This window comes from Pontibacter silvestris (genome assembly GCF_020907275.1).
In the GTDB taxonomy this organism is placed as follows: Bacteria; Bacteroidota; Bacteroidia; order Cytophagales; family Hymenobacteraceae; genus Pontibacter; species Pontibacter silvestris.
In genome coordinates, this window is record NZ_JAJJWI010000007.1 from 157,257 (window position 1) to 172,460 (window position 15,204).

The following is a 15,204-nucleotide window of genomic DNA, read 5'->3' on the forward strand; positions in this document are numbered from 1 at the left end:
TGAGTTAAAAGTTAATTCTGACGCCGATCAGGTAAGACTGCTTGTAATAGTCTCTTCGGATAAGGGTTTTGCCGCTCTCCACCGACTGATGCGGCACATTGCTGTTTTTGCTGTTGGCGTTTTTGATGTAAACCTCCATCGGCGTGTTCAGCAGGTTGTTTGCCTTCAGGAAGACCGTCAGGTGCTTGAACCGTTTTTCTACTGAGGCATCCAACTGCACAAAGCCTTTTTGCCAGAGGTCGTTGTCCAGAAACTGCGATACGGTATTAATGCGATCTCCAGTATAAGAGGCAGCCACTTGCCCGTTCCAACCCGTTCTGGTGTCTTTATAAAGTAGGGAGAGGTTAGCCACGTGTGCTGACTGCCCGTAAAGCGGACGCGTTTGCTCTATGTTTACAGCTTTCAAATCGCCGTTCTCCTCGTCGCGCACCCGCAGCATTTTGGAAGTGGTTATCTGCGAGTTGGTATAAGTATAGTTAGCTTTTATGCCGACGTTTCGGAAGTACTTTATCCAATCCACCTCCACGCCATAGTTATCGGCATCACCGAAGTTGCCAGGTGCGTAAAAGATGTCTTGCCCGCGTGTCTCGTCCCGCTGCAAAGTATACTCTATCGGGTTCTGGATATGCTTGTAAAAAACACCTACCAACAGTTGGTCTGTGGCATTTGGGAAGAACTCGTAACGCAGGTCTAGGTTATCGGCAATGGCACGTTGCAGATCAGGGTTGCCACGCTCGTTATAGTCTTCGTTCACGATTTTGTAAGGCACAATCTCGAAAAAGCCAGGGCGGTTAATGGAGCGGAAATACGAGGCACGTATGTTCTGATTTTGCCACGGCTTATACTTCAGGTGCAGGCTTGGCAATACATCGGTATATACCTGGTTGCTTTCAGGGCGCAGCTCACCCAACGGAAAGCGCATGCTGTAGCCCTGGTCTGTCGCCTCTACGCGTACACCTCCCGTTACCTGCATTTTTAGCGTCTCTAACTTAAATTGCCCATAGCCCGCCGTAATGTTTTCGGTAGCGTCGTAAGATAAGGCAGAGGCTACACTGCCTCGCGGGTTCTGCAGCTTCCACTGTATGTCGGTATAGCTGTTGTAGTCAGTGCCATACAGGGCATTTACATTTTGCGGACTGAAGAGGTAGTTGTTGTAGAAATTGTCGCGTTTCTTATCGCGGTAAAGGCCGCCAGCCGAGAAGGCAACAGGCACACCTGCCACGGGTACAGTATAGGTAACATCTAAATAGCCTGTCAGATCTCGGTCGGAGTTGTGCTCCCAGCGGCGAGTCATGCCCTCTACCGTAGTAGGCTGTCTGTTAAAGTTCTCTTGGATACCTCGCAACGTGACGGTGGTGTTGTCTGGTTCTTCGCTGGTAGCAGAAGAGTACACACCCGACCATCTCACCTTCAGGTTGTCCAGTAGTTGGTGCTCACCGTGCAAGGTGCTGCTGTAAATCTTCTGCTCCGTTAGGCGTGAACGTACAACATAGGTTAAACCTGCGTTGCCTGCTTCAGCATCATAACCTCCGTAAGATAATTGTGTCGTAACGGCATCGCGGGTTTGGATGTTTGTCAGGTTGAGGTAAGCGTTGTATAGTTGCAGCTTGTGGCGCTGGTTTAGCCTGTAATCCAGCTTTGTGTGCAGGCCATAGCGGTTTTGCTGCTCCGAGTACTGCCGCTCTTGCATATCCGTTACCGTGCTCGATTGGTCTGTATCTACCACCGTAGAGTTAAAGAACAGGCTGTTGCTGCCACGGTAGGTGTTCTGGTAACTTCCTGCCACTATTACACCGAGCTTGTTGTCGAAAAAGCGGTTGCCTACAGAAAATCCGCCTAATAAGTTAGGCATCGGGCGCTTGGCTTTATAGTTGATGGTGCCACTCGGGAAGTCGCTGGCCGTTGCGTTATAGTCGCTGCCATGCTGCTCGTAAGGCGATGTATAGTTGATATCGCTGGCGTTGTAGCTCAGAAAATCCCGATCTAAAAAAAGCTGGCTGTAGCCTGTTGCTATATTGGCGCTTACCTGGAAGTACTCTGGAGCATCCTTCATCTGCATGTTGATGGCACCTCCTATAGCGTCTCCTTCCATGCTTGGCGTCAGAGCTTTGTACACTTCCAACCTTTCCAGCAGTTCAGACGGGAAAATATCCAGCGGAACATAGCGGTACTTGTTGTCAGGGCTTGGTATTTTGATGCCGTTCACCAAGGTATAGTTATAGCGTTTGTCCATGCCCCTAAGGATAGCATACTGCCCGTCGCCGTTGCTGTTCCGCTCGATTGATACCCCCGACACACGCTGCACCACATTGGCTACGGTAAGGTCTGGCGAAATTTGAATGGCACGTGATGAAACAATGTTCAGTACCTGATCCGCGTTCCGTTCCAGCTGCCTGGCTGTGCGATCGCTGCCGCCATCTGCTCTGGCCGTTACCATTATTTCTGATAACTGCTGGTGCTGCGACTCCAGCAGTAGGTCCAGTGTTATGGTTTGGCTGTTAGCGGCAATGGTAACTTCTTTCTCCAATGTTTTGTAACCCATGTAAGAAATCGCCAATGCGTATGTGCCTGCCTGCAAGTCTGAAATCTTATAAGATCCGTCTAAGCCCACAGTAGCAAAAGTGCTGGTGTTTTTCAGAGAAACATAAGCGCCTACCAAAGGCTCTGAAGACACCTTATCCTGCACCTTTCCTTTAATGGTAGCTGCTAAAATGGGGGAGCAGAAGCTCAGGCTCAACAGCAGCAGACACAGGGTGTAAACTATAGTTTGCGGATTTCCTTTCATCTCTTTCTCTGGATAAGCTCGGGTATGTGTGCTATTTTTTATTTGCCTGTAGAGAGGTGACAACCCCGTTGGGAGCCAGTTTCAAGCCTTTGCCAGCAATATCTTCCCACTTATAGTATTGGAAAGTTTTGTCGGTGGACATGGCCACGAACATGCCATTGGGGAACGTGCTGTTGAGGGCGGCGCTGGTAACCTCAGAACCATCGCTTTCGAGGGTAGACACTTTGGTAATTTTTACCAGTTCGTGTTGGTGCGGGTTCTGCGACGTTCCTTCGCGGGTAAAAATGTGGAAGCGCCCCGCCTCCTGGTCCGACACCAGAATATACCCTGTGCCGTCATTGATTTTATAGATGGAAATGCCTTCGTGGTCTTTGCTGAAGTCTTTGGAAGCAAACAGAGCCAGTTCTTCGTTGCCTTTGTCTGGTTCGGCATAATACTTTCGCACGCCTACACCCTCGTCAGAGTAGTATATATAGCCCAACTCATCATCTACGGCAATAGATTCAATTTCCTTTTTGCCGCTGTACTGGCCAAACTTGCGCACCATAGTCGCTTTTACCCCTCCCTGGCTATTGTCCTCCAGCAGGTACTGCCACAGGTAAGTGCCATCGGTAGGGCCGCTTTTACGACCAGCTATGGCGTATACTTTGCCTGTGGCGGGGCTTTTGTAAAGCGCAATGCCCATCAAGTCTCTGTATTCTGTCTCTGTCTCGCCTTCAAAAATCGGAATGCCGCCATTGTCAATGGGCTGCATGTCTGGCAAGGCATAAATGCGGAGGCTGTGTGTCATACGCTCTGTTACCACGGCTATGTCTGTTGGCTGTCCGTTCAGCATAAAGCCATACTCGATGTCTACATTATTCGGGCGTTTCAGGCCGCGTACTACTTTATCTTCAATAACCTTCCCGTTCAAGTCGAAAACATAAAGCGCACCGTCTTCATTTTTATCTGTGCCGATAATGAGGCTTTCTGCTGGGTTCGAAGGGTTTACCCAAATAGCAGGGTCGTCTGTGTCATGCTTTACGGTGTCTGTAATTATAGCAGGCTTTATGGCTACTGTGTTCACAACGGGCTCGGCAGGTACAACGGTTGCCTGGTTAGTGCTCTGGCTACTACAGGCAGCGGCTGTTAAAAGTGTGATAAGGGAAATACTGGTAGTTAAGTTTTTCATTTGCATTAGGTTTTGCTTGTGTGTTGCAGGCTTATCTTCTGGTGCACTGAACACATGGCAAAACTAGGCAGTCAGGAGAGGGAGAATCAATGAAAGAGCGTGAACAATATGGCAACAATCGGTTTTAGGAGCGTTAACAAAACAGCAACAAAAAATCACGATATTAATGCAAATAATTGATTATTAGTAATTTGTAAAATGTTAACAGGTTGTTAAATAATTGCTATTCACAGGTTAAGTAGAAACTTGCTCAGGCTATCGGCAGAATCCAGCGTTAGTTTTTTCTTTAGGCGATAGCGAGCTACACGGAGGCTGTCTTGCGAAATGCCAAGTATAGCAGCCACCTCTTTAGAAGGCAGGTTTAGTTTGATAAGAGAGGCCAGTCGTATTTCAGAAGAAGTGAGATCGGGAGAGTGCATGTTTAGCCTGTCGAAGAAATCCTGGTGTACTTTTTCGAAAGTTCCTCTAAAATCCTCCCAATCCTTATCCTGCACCATGCTGTGGTCTATTTGGTTGATGAGGCTTTTAAACTTGCGCCGCTGCGCCTTCTGGTCGTCCTGCAGGGCCTCCGTAAGCTTGCCTTTAAGTTCATCCAGCGTCTGGTTTTTACCAATAAGGTGCAGCGTATTTGCCGTGAGCGACTTTACCTGTGTCTCCAAGTCGTGCTGCAGTTGCTGTTCCCGAAGGTGCGTATTTTCCAGTTCAGCCTCCATCAGCTTGCGCTGCGCCTCATACATCTGTTCCTGCTGTTCCAGTATCTCCTTGTTCTGGCGTATCTTCAAGCGCTGGCGACTAAAAATCACGAAACCCAACAGCGCCATGAGCACAATACCGCCTACCAGCGTAAGCTTGATAAGCTTATTTAACTGATGCTGTTTTTCGAGTATCTGAATCTCGTTTGCTTTCTGCTCTACATTAAAAAGCGATTGCAGCAAGGCAATCTGGCGGGAAGTTTCCTGGGTATAAATCTCGTCGTGCAGGTGGCGGTTTGTTTCGAGGTGCTCGTATGCGGCCTTGTAGTTGCCCATCAGGCTATATTCCTGGCTTAAGTCTTTGTGGGCGCTGCTGATCTGGTAGCGTTCGCCGAGGCGTATAGCTAATTCCAATGCTTGCTGTGTAGAGGCTACAGCCTGTGCATAGCGGCCAGTTTTGCGGTAAACATCACCGATATTGTTTAGCCCAACAATCATTGCAAGGCTGTCACTTACCTGCTGGCTAAGCTGTAACGATTGGCTGAAATAGCGTAACGCCTCTTCGTACTCCTCCTTATCTTCCAGAATGCTGCCAATATTTTCGAGTATAGTGGCGGTGCCCTGCAGGTCCTGCAGCTGCTCATAAAGCGCAAGTGCTTTTTGCTGGTATTCCAGGGCCTGTTCGTATTGCTGCCGTTTCTCGTAAAGTCGCCCAATGCAGCCATAGGAGTAGGCGATTCCTTTCTGGTCCTGTTGCTTTTGGTAGAGGGCCAGCGCCTCCTGGTGGTGCTGCAGGGCCAGCTCAGGCTGGCGGACAGCATAGTACACGAGGCCCTGGTAGTTCAGGTTTTCGCCCAAAGCTTGCTCCTGCTGTAGCGCCAGGTAAAGTTTCTCAGCTTGTAGTAAGTTGTTCAAAGATTGGTTGTAAACCCCCTGGTGGTACAGCAGCCGCCCGATGAGCTGGTGGCTGTTTGCCTGCCCCAGCTTATACTCCTGCTTATCTGCCAGGTGCAAAGCCTGGTTAGCGAGTACATAGGCAGAGTCTGGGCGACTGTTGATCAAGTGGTTAGCCGATTTAGTTAGTTGGTTTATGTAAATGGTGCTTTCTTTGTTTGGTGGGGAGCCTGGGAGCGCCTCTTGCTGCTGAGTTTCTGCAACAGCCTGTGCAGGAGTGGTAAAAGCCAGTAAAGTATAGATATAAATGAAAATCAGTTTCAACATGCTTTGTTGCTTATTTGCTTCGCCCTGTAAAGTAGCGGCAGCATGTTACTATAGTGTTATGGGTAAGTTAAGTTATAGTTGTGCATGTAATAGTATTTGCCAGAAAATATTACAGAAAAAGACTTGTTGCCCTCATTTATTAGTGATTAAACTTTTACAGCTTCATGTATAGAAGTAAGGTGTTTATCTTCTTTTTTTAAGAATTATAAAATAATGTTAGAATACAAATGGTTGTAGTTTAAGTGCTTGCGAATTTTTTGGATTTAGCTGAAACTCTTTACTGGTTTTTGGCACAGGCTTTGGAATAAGGAAATCAACAAGCAATAAACCGGGCCTGGATATGTGCTAAGATTAATTACTAAAACTTAAAGGAAACGAAGATGAAAAAGGTTATTGTAATGCTTACCTTAGGTGTGATGGTTGCTGGAAGTTCCTTCGCGCAAAATGCACCACAAAAAGATAGAAAGAACCGCACTGAACAGCGCGGCGAAAGAGGCGATAAAGCCAGAAAAAGCCCTGAAGAAATAGCTACTCTAAGAACTGAAAAGCTTAGTAAAAAACTTGATCTTAATAACTCGCAGACTAAGAAGTTACAGGCGCTTAACCTGAAGCAGGCTAATGAAATGCAGGCAATGCGAACTAAGTATAAGGATGCTGACAGACGTAACCCTAAGCAGCGGGAAGAAATGAAAGCGGTACATGCTAAATGGGAGGCTGAGTTAAAAGATATACTTAACAAAAAGCAATATGCCCAATATGAAGCTGATCGTAATGAAATGCGTGCCCGTTGGGAAAAAAGAGGCCAACAGCATAAAGACAAAGACTTTAAAGGCCGTGAGTTCAGACAATCAGAGAGAAGCTAATTTTCTCAAATTATAAACAAGAAAAGGTAGGCGTACGTCTACCTTTTCTTGTTTATACCGACTTTATATACTTTATTAATTAGAGCATGTTTAAATTTCGTTTCTGCAAGCGAAAAAGCGTGAAGACAGGTTCCTTTATGGGCTGTTAGCAGCGTAAATGATGAATTTTAAACAGGCTCTAATAGCAGGATAACATTAAAGCTACAAAAAACGATATACACGCATAAAGCCTAAACCAGATGATGATGCGCTATATTTATCTTTTAGCAGTGGCTGTGTCTGTGCTTACAGCGTGTGAAAGCAGTGATAATAACACTGCAAGCACAGCAGATACTAGTACAGGCGATAGCAAGGACACAAGCGATGCCATATTTTACGCTTCTCTAAATCAAGCGATACACCTGGGGCAGTATGATGGGGCAGTACAGGTACGTGAGCTAAAAGAAAATGGAGATTTTGGTGTAGGAAGTGGCGAAAAGCTAAAAAGTGAGTTGGTGATGCTAGACGGTGTCGCTTATTCTATACCAGCCAGTGGTGAAGCCTCAGTACTGCCCGATACGGCTAAGGTTTCTTTTGCTGCTGTAAAGCACTTCAAGTCTGATCAGGAAGTAAGTATTTCTAAAATGCTTAATCTTAATGAGCTGGAAAGTTACCTGGACTCTGTGCTGACTAAGAATAGTTTTGCAGCTATAAAAGTTACAGGCAAGTTAAACAGCATTACATATCGAAGCTTTTATCCACAGCAAAAGCCGTATGAACCAACTGAAGAAGTGCCTGAAAAAGAACTAAACAGAAGCAACATAGAGGGAACTTTGGTAGGTTTCTTCACACCAGAATCAGCAGAGGTGCTAAACAGCCCGGTGTACCATTTCCATTTTGTAGACAATAACAAAACAACCGGCGGACATGTACTGGATTGTACTATATCAGAAGCAAGAGTAGAAATTGATTATGCAAAGCAGCTACAAGTAGCTTTACCTGACCCGGAACTGGTACAACACATAGATTTAAATAAGCCGGTTAGGGAGTAGTCTAATAAGGCTTATAGACTAATTTTTAAAAGAAAACCTGCAACGCATTGCCCAACTCACCTACTACACGCTTTGTAAAATTTTGGTATAAATCTTCTGTATTTACCAAGGATATTGGTTGCAGTTCTGTGTTTTCCTGCTCTTGCAGGCACACCTGCCCCATGTAAGGTTGATTAAAACTTTTGATTTCTTTTGATACTGTTAGCTTAGCTATTGATTTGTCCAACCCGGTTTCAAAGCCTGCATCCTGTGTTCCTGCTGCTATCAGAACTAACACAGGTGCCAAGGTTAAGAATGTCTTTCTCATAGTTTTACTTTGTATTAATTTGGTAGTGCTTAAAAGATGCGACTCCTATGGAAATGGTTGCTTCCGATTCCAAATAAAATTTAAAAGTATGCCTATGATAGCAAAAGGGACTCTACTGTTTTATGATTCTAAAGATCAAAACTGGAAGTATATGAATTCTTCATGCCCAAAGTTGCCAAACAAGAGTATGGCAATAATAAGTGCATAATAAAGTGACCATCGCAGCCAAACTGCCTGGCGCTGTAACAACTTATTAATAGATATGTTCTCCTGAACCAGGTGAAGCATCTCAAGAAGTAAAATGCCTGCAACAGCAATAACGAAAATAGTTATGTTCTGATCCAGGAACAGGATATGTGAAATAGTGTTTGGGTTAAGCTCAAATACATTGCCCAATCCTGTAACACTGTGTCGGATAATGTATAAAGCATCTGCCAGGTTGTTGGCTCTAAAGAACACCCAAGCCAGGCACACCAGGAAAAATGTAGAAGCTATTTGTAAGCCGTTCAGCAGCTTTGGATACTTGTGTAGCCCTAATGTAGAGTTAAGAGCATTTCGGCTGTCTCGTGTTATCAACCCAACTATCTGATAAAACCCGTGTAGCGCCCCCCAAACTATAAAGGTCCAGGCGGCTCCATGCCATAGCCCGCTCACCAGAAATGTAAGAAAGAGGTTATAGTACCAACGCCACTTTACTACACGGTTACCTCCCAGCGGAACATAGACATAATCACGGAACCAGGTAGAGAGAGAAATGTGCCAGCGAGACCAGAACTCTCTTATATTTTTGGAGAAGTAGGGCCTTCGGAAGTTCTGCATCAGACGGAAGCCCATTACCCGTGCAGCTCCTATGGCAATATCGGAGTAGCCCGAAAAGTCGCAGTATATCTGAAAAGCAAAGAAAACGGTAGCAATGATTAGCGAGATACCTTCATAGCTGGTTGGGTTGTTGTAGACTTGGTTAACTAACGGTGCCAGATTATCGGCTATCACTACTTTTTTAAACATACCCCAACCCATCAGCCTTACACCCAGTACCAAGCCATTATAAGAGAAATCGTACTTTTCCCGAAACTGCCGAAGCAGATCGCCGGCTCTTTCGATAGGGCCTGCCACTAATTGCGGGAAGAAAGTAACGAACAAAGCAAAAATGCCCAGGTGCTTCTCTGGCTTTATTCTGCCATAGTACACATCGATAGAATAGCCCATCGTCTGAAAGGTATAAAAAGAAATACCCATCGGCAGCAGCACATCTACCAGAGCAGGAGAGTAATGGATGTTTAAGCTATTTAGAAGTGTGTGTACAGACTCCGTAAAGAAATTGAAATACTTAAAAAAGAAAAGTATTGAGAGGTTGGATAACAGGCTAAGGTACAGGTAAGGCTTGCGCCGGCGAGGCTCTTCATAGCTCCCCATCATACGTCCGCAAAAGTAATCTATGGCTGTAGAGGCTATTAATAGTAAAGCATACACAGCTTTCCAGTACATGTAAAAGAAATAACTGGCAACCAGTAGTACTACCCATCTAAACCGGTAAGGTGTCAGGAAATACAGGATTACAAATATCGGGAAAAAAAGGAGAAAATCTATTGAGTTGAATAACATCTTTAACTTCTTTCAAAACAGTTGCCTTACACATTAGCTGTTTCTTTTATGATACTTTGGACTTTACTTAAAAGCAGCAGCTTTAGGAGCAAAATCAGTTTTTAGGCACAACTGCTGCTGTGTAAGCTGGCTTTTCAAGGGCTTGTGCCAATAAAGAGGCTGCAATTTTAACGCCATTGGGGTTCCAGTGTGAGTCGTCTTTAAGATAGAGTTGCGTACCTTGCTGATAAGCCTTGTCGAAAGCTGTTTGCAGGTCTATTACTTCTATTCCTTTTTCCTGTAGAGCCGCAATTAGCTGAGATAAGTACGGTGGCTTCTGCTGCCCTGGAAACATCTCGTGCATAATGTTCTCTTTGTTAGGGATAGGCAGGAAAATGAACCGGATGCCTTTTTTCTCCAGTGCCTCTTTGTACTCTTCCAGTACCTGTACTACTTGTGTAATGTCTTCTTCTGATTTTTCTGCAAATGCTTCTTCTCCCTGAAGAAAAACATAGGAGCCTTTTCGGGTAAAAGCAGGTTCCTGACTGTTGCGTTCTATTTTGCCTCTGAAATAGTGGTACATTGGCCACTTCAGCAGCCTGTCTATTGCCACACCCACATGTGCTAAAGTTGGGTTTTTAAGCAAGAACTGACTTGCACTGGCTCTTCGCTCTTCTTTTTGTTTATGATAACCGAGAGGCTTTAGGCTTCCTATGGCGCGTTCTATACTTTCCAGTACTATTACCTTAGGCTGCTTTTTCTGAAAATGCTTGTCGTGCATATACCTGAGCAGGCCTCCATCTGTGGGAGCATAAGAATAGGTTGTTTGCCCTATCTGCTGCTGTAAAACCTCTTTTATTGTTTCATCCTGATCCAGTTTACAGCCCGTAAAGTTAGAGTCTCCTACCAGCATAATCTCAGGTTCTTTGTCTGTCTGGCGGTTACGGAAACCGGACTTGTCTGTTTCCCAGTATGTTTCTCTATTGATAGCATAAGGAGTATAAGGAGCCAGGTCGCCCTGTTCTAGCCGCTGTAATTTCACCTCTGGATAAAAACCGCCGGGTAAAATTTTCATGCTGCTCTGCCGCAATGCCTCCCAGGGGCGAAAGGCAAAATAATCGACTGGCAGCACCAGTACCTCCACTACAAACAGGATAAGCAGTGGTAGCAACAAAAAAGGAACAACACGTTTTACAAGCTTTTTTATATCGTTTTGTTTCATAGTAGCACAATGGCCTTAATGCAGAAGCAAACAAAGTCTTGCTGTTTAAAGTTGCGCATAAAGCATAGCACAGTCACATGCAAAGGTGCCTTGGGGTATCTTTAGAACATGAAAATTTTTTTAAATGCTTTACCCGAAATACTTTTCTATGGAAATAGCCACACCATCATCGTAACTATTTAAGGTTATTTCGTCTGCTACTGCTTTTACTTCTTCTTTGGCGTTGCCTACAGCTATGCCTTTGCCTACGGCTTTAAGCATATCTATGTCGTTATAGTTGTCGCCGAAGGCAATTACCTCTGACATAGGAATGTCGAATTGGTGTTTCAGGATAAGCTCTAGTGCTGTGGCTTTAGATATGGCTCTAGGTGCAATCTCCAGGTAGGTGTTTTTTGATCTGTAGATATGAAGCTGGGTGGAAAAGTTTTTAGTTAATGCTGCTTGCATGGCATCAATTTCATGCTCAGGGCCCATACACATAACTTTGTGTGCGCCTGATTGCGCCGCATGCCATTCGTCCAATACTGTATTTAATGATGTTATGCTGGGAGATACTTTTGTGACACGTGCTTCGCGTTCCGCCCATTGGTCTTGCTGAGGTGCATACCACTGGTCTTCAGCATATAAACTTATATGAAGATTGGTGCCTTTTGCCAGCTCCATTATTGCAAGGGCAACGGAGGCAGGAATATGTACTGTATCAATTACTACAGGAGTAGTGGCTTCGCTTTCAAAAATAATAACATAGCCGCCGTTAAAGCAGATCATAGGGTGGTGCAGAATACCAAGTTCTTCTTGTAAATGGCGCATAGCACTTGGCATTCGGGAGGAGGCCAGAATAACCGGAATATGACTATCAAGGCTCTTGACAGCAGCTATTGTTCTGGTTGATAACTCTCTTTGACTGTTCAGTAAGGTACCGTCGATATCGGTACAAATGGCGCGGAATTTCATCTGTTTTGTTTAACTCAACTATACAAGGCTGTTGCACATGTGGCTCGTTCAGCCATAATTTAATTAAAGGTATGAAATTCTGAGGTCTTACTGCTTATAGAAGCTGCTTAAATAGCTTTAAATGATGTTATGTATGTTAATGCGCTTACAGAAGGGTTGTTACTATTTGCTCCCACTCGTCGTCTAAAGAAATAGCTGGTCTTTTTTTGCTGGCTCTGTTATACCAGTAATCAGCGTTCCAGGTGTCGCCTTCTTTTCTATGAAGGTAGGCATGTATCCAGGCAGCGTTTTTATCCGGGATATCCTGTATCAGCTCGTGCGCTTTATTCCAGTCTGCCTTAGCGTCATGCCATAATGCTTTTAAATACACCGATGCATCTGCCGGAGGATTGTGCGTAGATAAACTTTTCTTAAAGTCTGCTAAATCCATAAGGTAAAATGAAAATGTTAGATAAATAACAGCCTTTAGTTTTTACTGTGGCCGTAGGTTCCTGTTTATGTGTTTGTGGTATATCGTTTATATAAGGTCGTAATTGTGACTGTTTTCCAGCCATCACTGGTGTAAAGTAGCTTAGAAATAATTACTTCAATCTGATCGTTATCTTCTATGGTAACTGCCTGAGGTAAAGGAAAACGATCTAAACTAACAGTGGTATCCTCATTAGGAGTTATAAGAAGAGTATTAACAGTTTGATCAAATTTAAAATATCGCCCTACTGCCTGTAAAGCATAGTCTACAAATAATATGTCTCCTTCGGAAATATACTGCTCTGGCCAAAACTGAGTAAACAGAAAGGAATTCTCCGAATGCTTATTAGTTCTTCCATAAATGCGTAAATCCAACTCAGCATTGGGTAACTCTTCTATCTCCTCTAATAAATTGGTTGAGGCACGACCATCCATATTGATGTCAATAGCTTCGCTGCTGCTGGACCTAACAACCTTGTATTTACCGTGAAACCTTGCATGCAGTGCTGTAACATCTTCTGAAGGGGCAACATCAGCCTCTTTACAGCTTCTAAAGCTACTATGCCAACAAGCTAGAATAATAGTATATGTGTTCTCATAGATTTGTCGTTTGCAGGTGCCGTTACTACTTATTACAGCTATTTTATTTAAATTACAGCTATTTTATTTAAAGCCGCCTGCCTTTAGATAATACATAGCCAAACTGAGCACCTATAGCCGGATAAACCTGCCCGTAATCAAAATCGAAATCAGCAGCATACCCTAAGCCTAAGTGAAAGTTAAACAAAAACTTTTGCCCAAGCGGCCGTTGCATTCCCCAATGTATTTCGTTCAGAAGAGTTCTGTTTAAAGGATCTGCAAAGTTATTCCATTCATTGCTGTTAAATACTCTTCTTGTGGTGTACGTTGCTTGAAAGGCTACATAGTTACCTGCATTATTTATAACTGACTTTGATTTAGAAAGTCGTTTAACCCGATTGTAGGTGTATTTAAACTCTGATCTGAAATAAGCAACAGGTTCGTTTATAATCCAGGAGCTATGGAAACCATCTGAATAAATATAGTAGCCGCCACCAAGTCCGGCACTCAGGTTAGCAGACCATTTATTATTGAAAGGAAGTTCATAACCTAATCCTATTCCTTGAAGTCCTAACTCAAGTTTGGTCATACTTGTTAGTTCTGCAAATTCATCTACTTCAATAGATTGCGCAAATGCATGTAAACCAGATATCAAAAGAGCAATTAAAAGAAGGGTCTTCCTCATTTGTTAATAAAAATTTAGAGACAAGTTTACCTGTAAAGCACAGGTTGCGTGAAAAAAATTACTCCTTTATAATCTGTATTTGCCGCTGGCCTTGGTTTGTGGTCCAGGCAGATTCTCCATTATACCACACCTCTGTGCAAATGGTGTTGTTGCCTTTAGTGTCGAAGAGGCAGTCTACAGTGTCTACTTCTGTATCTGAGAACTCAATCAGAGTTCTGGATTTGCTATTCTCAATGTAGTCGCTTGGAGATAGTCCTAGAATTTCTTTACCGGAGTTGTCTGGATAAATGGAGAACATTTTTGGTTTGTCGAGATTACCCCGATACATTTTCTCCTTTTGCCCATGGTTAAGATAGTAAACTTGAATGTTTTCTTCTGTCAGCTCTTGTTGCTTCAGCCAGTTTTCTCCTTCTGCATTAGTGTAGGCTATAGCGATGCCAGTGTCTACAACAGTGCAGCAATCTGTGGTTTTGTCGCAGGCTGTAATTAGCAGCGGCAGTAATAGGAGGTAAAGTGTTTTCATATCTGATATTTAAGTTTGGTGCAGGTTGAGTAGCCAGCAGGGGTAAAATTATAAGCTGTCATAAAAAGTATTCCTTTCAGGAATAAGATAAGGATAAATTATTAAAGTCTAATATTTTTGTTTATCAAAAAGCCTGCTGCAGAACAATTCTACAGCAGGCTTTTCCTGTTCATGATTGCAGTAACTATCCGCCTAATTTATTTTCTGGGTCATCCGGTATGTTAGGAAAATTCTTCTGGAAAAATTGGCAGAAATGGGTAAGAGGGCACTCTTCGCACTTTGGGCGGCGGGCAACACAAATATAGCGACCATGCAGAATAAGCCAGTGGTGAGCTTTCGAGATTAGGTCTTGCTGTAGGTTTGCTACCAGTTCTTTTTCTACATCAAGTGGAGCTTTGGCTGTTTTAGCTACCAGACCTAATCGCTTGCTTACCCGGAACACATGCGTGTCTACGGCCATAGCCGGTTGGTTCCAGATAACCGACACAATAACATTAGCTGTTTTGCGACCTACGCCTGGTAGTTTTACCAGTTCCTGCACGGTGCTAGGCACTTCTGAGTTAAACTGCTCTACCAACATTTTGCCCAAGCCTGCCAAGTGCTTGGCCTTGTTGTTTGGGTACGATATGCTTTTAATGTATGGCAGAATCTCGTCAGGAGTGGCAGAAGCCAGGTGCTCCGGAGTAGGGTAAGCTTCGAAAAGGGCAGGCGTAACCATATTTACTCGTTTATCGGTACACTGCGCACTTAGCACTACAGCCAGTATCAGCTCGTATGGGTTTGAATAGGCTAGTTCGGTTTCAGGCTCTGGAAAATTATCGGTAAAATATTCTATCAGTAGTTTATAACGTTCTTTCTTGCGCATAAGAGTAGTACAGCCGTGTTAGAACTGTGTTGTTTAAAATGAGCTTTCACTGCCAAATTAGCGGTTTTATGTTAATGTGGTAAGTTATGACGAAAAAACATTTACTAAAGTCCGGAAGCAAAAGCTCATTAGCCTCTACAACCTTAATGTTTAGCTTTTTTATCAAAGCTATTTTATTGTTATAACTTAAACTATTAAATTGAGTAAAACACCCCTGCTATATGCTACTTTGCATAAGCATAGTCATAACCTGT

At 43.9% G+C, this 15,204-nt stretch carries 14 protein-coding genes; 2 read left to right on the forward strand and 12 right to left on the reverse strand.

The genetic code is table 11. The annotated features are described in order from the left end of the window. Positions 1-4: 4 nt before the first annotated feature. The 3 genes from LN995_RS08410 to LN995_RS08420 all read right to left on the reverse strand — a co-directional run bounded on the left by LN995_RS08410 (position 5) and on the right by LN995_RS08420 (position 5,869). Positions 5-2,785: a TonB-dependent receptor gene (locus tag LN995_RS08410; protein ID WP_229960280.1), complete on the reverse strand. Its 2,781-nt coding sequence runs from the start codon at positions 2,783-2,785 to the stop codon at positions 5-7. 31 nt (positions 2,786-2,816) lie between these two features. Continuing rightward, complete coding sequence (locus LN995_RS08415; protein WP_229960282.1) at positions 2,817-3,956, reverse strand: phytase; 1,140 nt, start codon at positions 3,954-3,956, stop codon at positions 2,817-2,819. Between the two features lie 227 nt (positions 3,957-4,183). After that, positions 4,184-5,869, reverse strand: a complete 1,686-nt coding sequence (locus tag LN995_RS08420) for a tetratricopeptide repeat protein (RefSeq protein WP_229960284.1) — start codon at positions 5,867-5,869, stop codon at positions 4,184-4,186. Between the two features lie 380 nt (positions 5,870-6,249). Here LN995_RS08420 and LN995_RS08425 point away from each other — a divergent pair, with 380 nt between their 5' ends. Both LN995_RS08425 and budA read left to right on the forward strand, forming a co-directional pair. Beyond that, positions 6,250-6,732 (forward strand): DUF4890 domain-containing protein, encoded by a 483-nt coding sequence (locus tag LN995_RS08425; protein ID WP_229960286.1) that lies wholly within the window; start codon positions 6,250-6,252, stop codon positions 6,730-6,732. Between the two features lie 239 nt (positions 6,733-6,971). Beyond that, positions 6,972-7,763 (forward strand): acetolactate decarboxylase, encoded by a 792-nt coding sequence (gene budA, locus LN995_RS08430; RefSeq protein WP_229960288.1) that lies wholly within the window; start codon positions 6,972-6,974, stop codon positions 7,761-7,763. A 25-nt stretch (positions 7,764-7,788) separates the two neighbouring features. Here the strand turns inward: budA and LN995_RS08435 are convergent, their stop codons facing one another. The 9 genes from LN995_RS08435 to nth all read right to left on the reverse strand — a co-directional run bounded on the left by LN995_RS08435 (position 7,789) and on the right by nth (position 14,950). After that, entirely contained in the window at positions 7,789-8,070 is a 282-nt protein-coding gene (locus LN995_RS08435) for a hypothetical protein (protein ID WP_229960290.1), read from the reverse strand. Between the two features lie 135 nt (positions 8,071-8,205). Further along, complete coding sequence (locus tag LN995_RS08440) at positions 8,206-9,675, reverse strand: MBOAT family O-acyltransferase (RefSeq protein WP_229960292.1); 1,470 nt, start codon at positions 9,673-9,675, stop codon at positions 8,206-8,208. Positions 9,676-9,769: 94 nt separating this feature from the next. Next, positions 9,770-10,876: an alginate O-acetyltransferase AlgX-related protein gene (locus tag LN995_RS08445; protein WP_229960294.1), complete on the reverse strand. Its 1,107-nt coding sequence runs from the start codon at positions 10,874-10,876 to the stop codon at positions 9,770-9,772. 129 nt (positions 10,877-11,005) lie between these two features. Then, positions 11,006-11,830 (reverse strand): Cof-type HAD-IIB family hydrolase, encoded by an 825-nt coding sequence (locus tag LN995_RS08450; protein ID WP_229960296.1) that lies wholly within the window; start codon positions 11,828-11,830, stop codon positions 11,006-11,008. Positions 11,831-11,975: 145 nt separating this feature from the next. Then, positions 11,976-12,260, reverse strand: coding sequence for a hypothetical protein (locus LN995_RS08455; protein ID WP_229960299.1), 285 nt, complete (start codon positions 12,258-12,260; stop codon positions 11,976-11,978). A 65-nt stretch (positions 12,261-12,325) separates the two neighbouring features. Beyond that, positions 12,326-12,733, reverse strand: a complete 408-nt coding sequence (locus LN995_RS08460) for a hypothetical protein (protein WP_229960301.1) — start codon at positions 12,731-12,733, stop codon at positions 12,326-12,328. Between the two features lie 232 nt (positions 12,734-12,965). Beyond that, positions 12,966-13,562, reverse strand: a complete 597-nt coding sequence (locus LN995_RS08465) for a hypothetical protein (protein WP_229960303.1) — start codon at positions 13,560-13,562, stop codon at positions 12,966-12,968. Between the two features lie 58 nt (positions 13,563-13,620). After that, positions 13,621-14,085 (reverse strand): hypothetical protein, encoded by a 465-nt coding sequence (locus tag LN995_RS08470; protein ID WP_229960305.1) that lies wholly within the window; start codon positions 14,083-14,085, stop codon positions 13,621-13,623. A 184-nt stretch (positions 14,086-14,269) separates the two neighbouring features. Further along, positions 14,270-14,950 (reverse strand): endonuclease III, encoded by a 681-nt coding sequence (nth, locus tag LN995_RS08475; RefSeq protein ID WP_229960306.1) that lies wholly within the window; start codon positions 14,948-14,950, stop codon positions 14,270-14,272. Positions 14,951-15,204: the final 254 nt, after the last annotated feature.

Coding starts and splice junctions, on each gene's coding strand:
- budA (WP_229960288.1), top strand. CDS start 6,972: ATGATGATGCGCTATATTTATCTTTTAGCAGTGGCTGTGTCTGTGCTT.
- LN995_RS08420 (WP_229960284.1), bottom strand. CDS start 5,869: ATGTTGAAACTGATTTTCATTTATATCTATACTTTACTGGCTTTTACC.
- LN995_RS08415 (WP_229960282.1), bottom strand. CDS start 3,956: ATGAAAAACTTAACTACCAGTATTTCCCTTATCACACTTTTAACAGCC.
- LN995_RS08425 (WP_229960286.1), top strand. CDS start 6,250: ATGAAAAAGGTTATTGTAATGCTTACCTTAGGTGTGATGGTTGCTGGA.
- LN995_RS08440 (WP_229960292.1), bottom strand. CDS start 9,675: ATGTTATTCAACTCAATAGATTTTCTCCTTTTTTTCCCGATATTTGTA.
- LN995_RS08435 (WP_229960290.1), bottom strand. CDS start 8,070: ATGAGAAAGACATTCTTAACCTTGGCACCTGTGTTAGTTCTGATAGCA.
- LN995_RS08465 (WP_229960303.1), bottom strand. CDS start 13,562: ATGAGGAAGACCCTTCTTTTAATTGCTCTTTTGATATCTGGTTTACAT.
- LN995_RS08470 (WP_229960305.1), bottom strand. CDS start 14,085: ATGAAAACACTTTACCTCCTATTACTGCCGCTGCTAATTACAGCCTGC.
- LN995_RS08460 (WP_229960301.1), bottom strand. CDS start 12,733: ATGGATGGTCGTGCCTCAACCAATTTATTAGAGGAGATAGAAGAGTTA.
- LN995_RS08450 (WP_229960296.1), bottom strand. CDS start 11,830: ATGAAATTCCGCGCCATTTGTACCGATATCGACGGTACCTTACTGAAC.
- LN995_RS08445 (WP_229960294.1), bottom strand. CDS start 10,876: ATGAAACAAAACGATATAAAAAAGCTTGTAAAACGTGTTGTTCCTTTT.
- LN995_RS08410 (WP_229960280.1), bottom strand. CDS start 2,785: ATGAAAGGAAATCCGCAAACTATAGTTTACACCCTGTGTCTGCTGCTG.
- LN995_RS08455 (WP_229960299.1), bottom strand. CDS start 12,260: ATGGATTTAGCAGACTTTAAGAAAAGTTTATCTACGCACAATCCTCCG.
- nth (WP_229960306.1), bottom strand. CDS start 14,950: ATGCGCAAGAAAGAACGTTATAAACTACTGATAGAATATTTTACCGAT.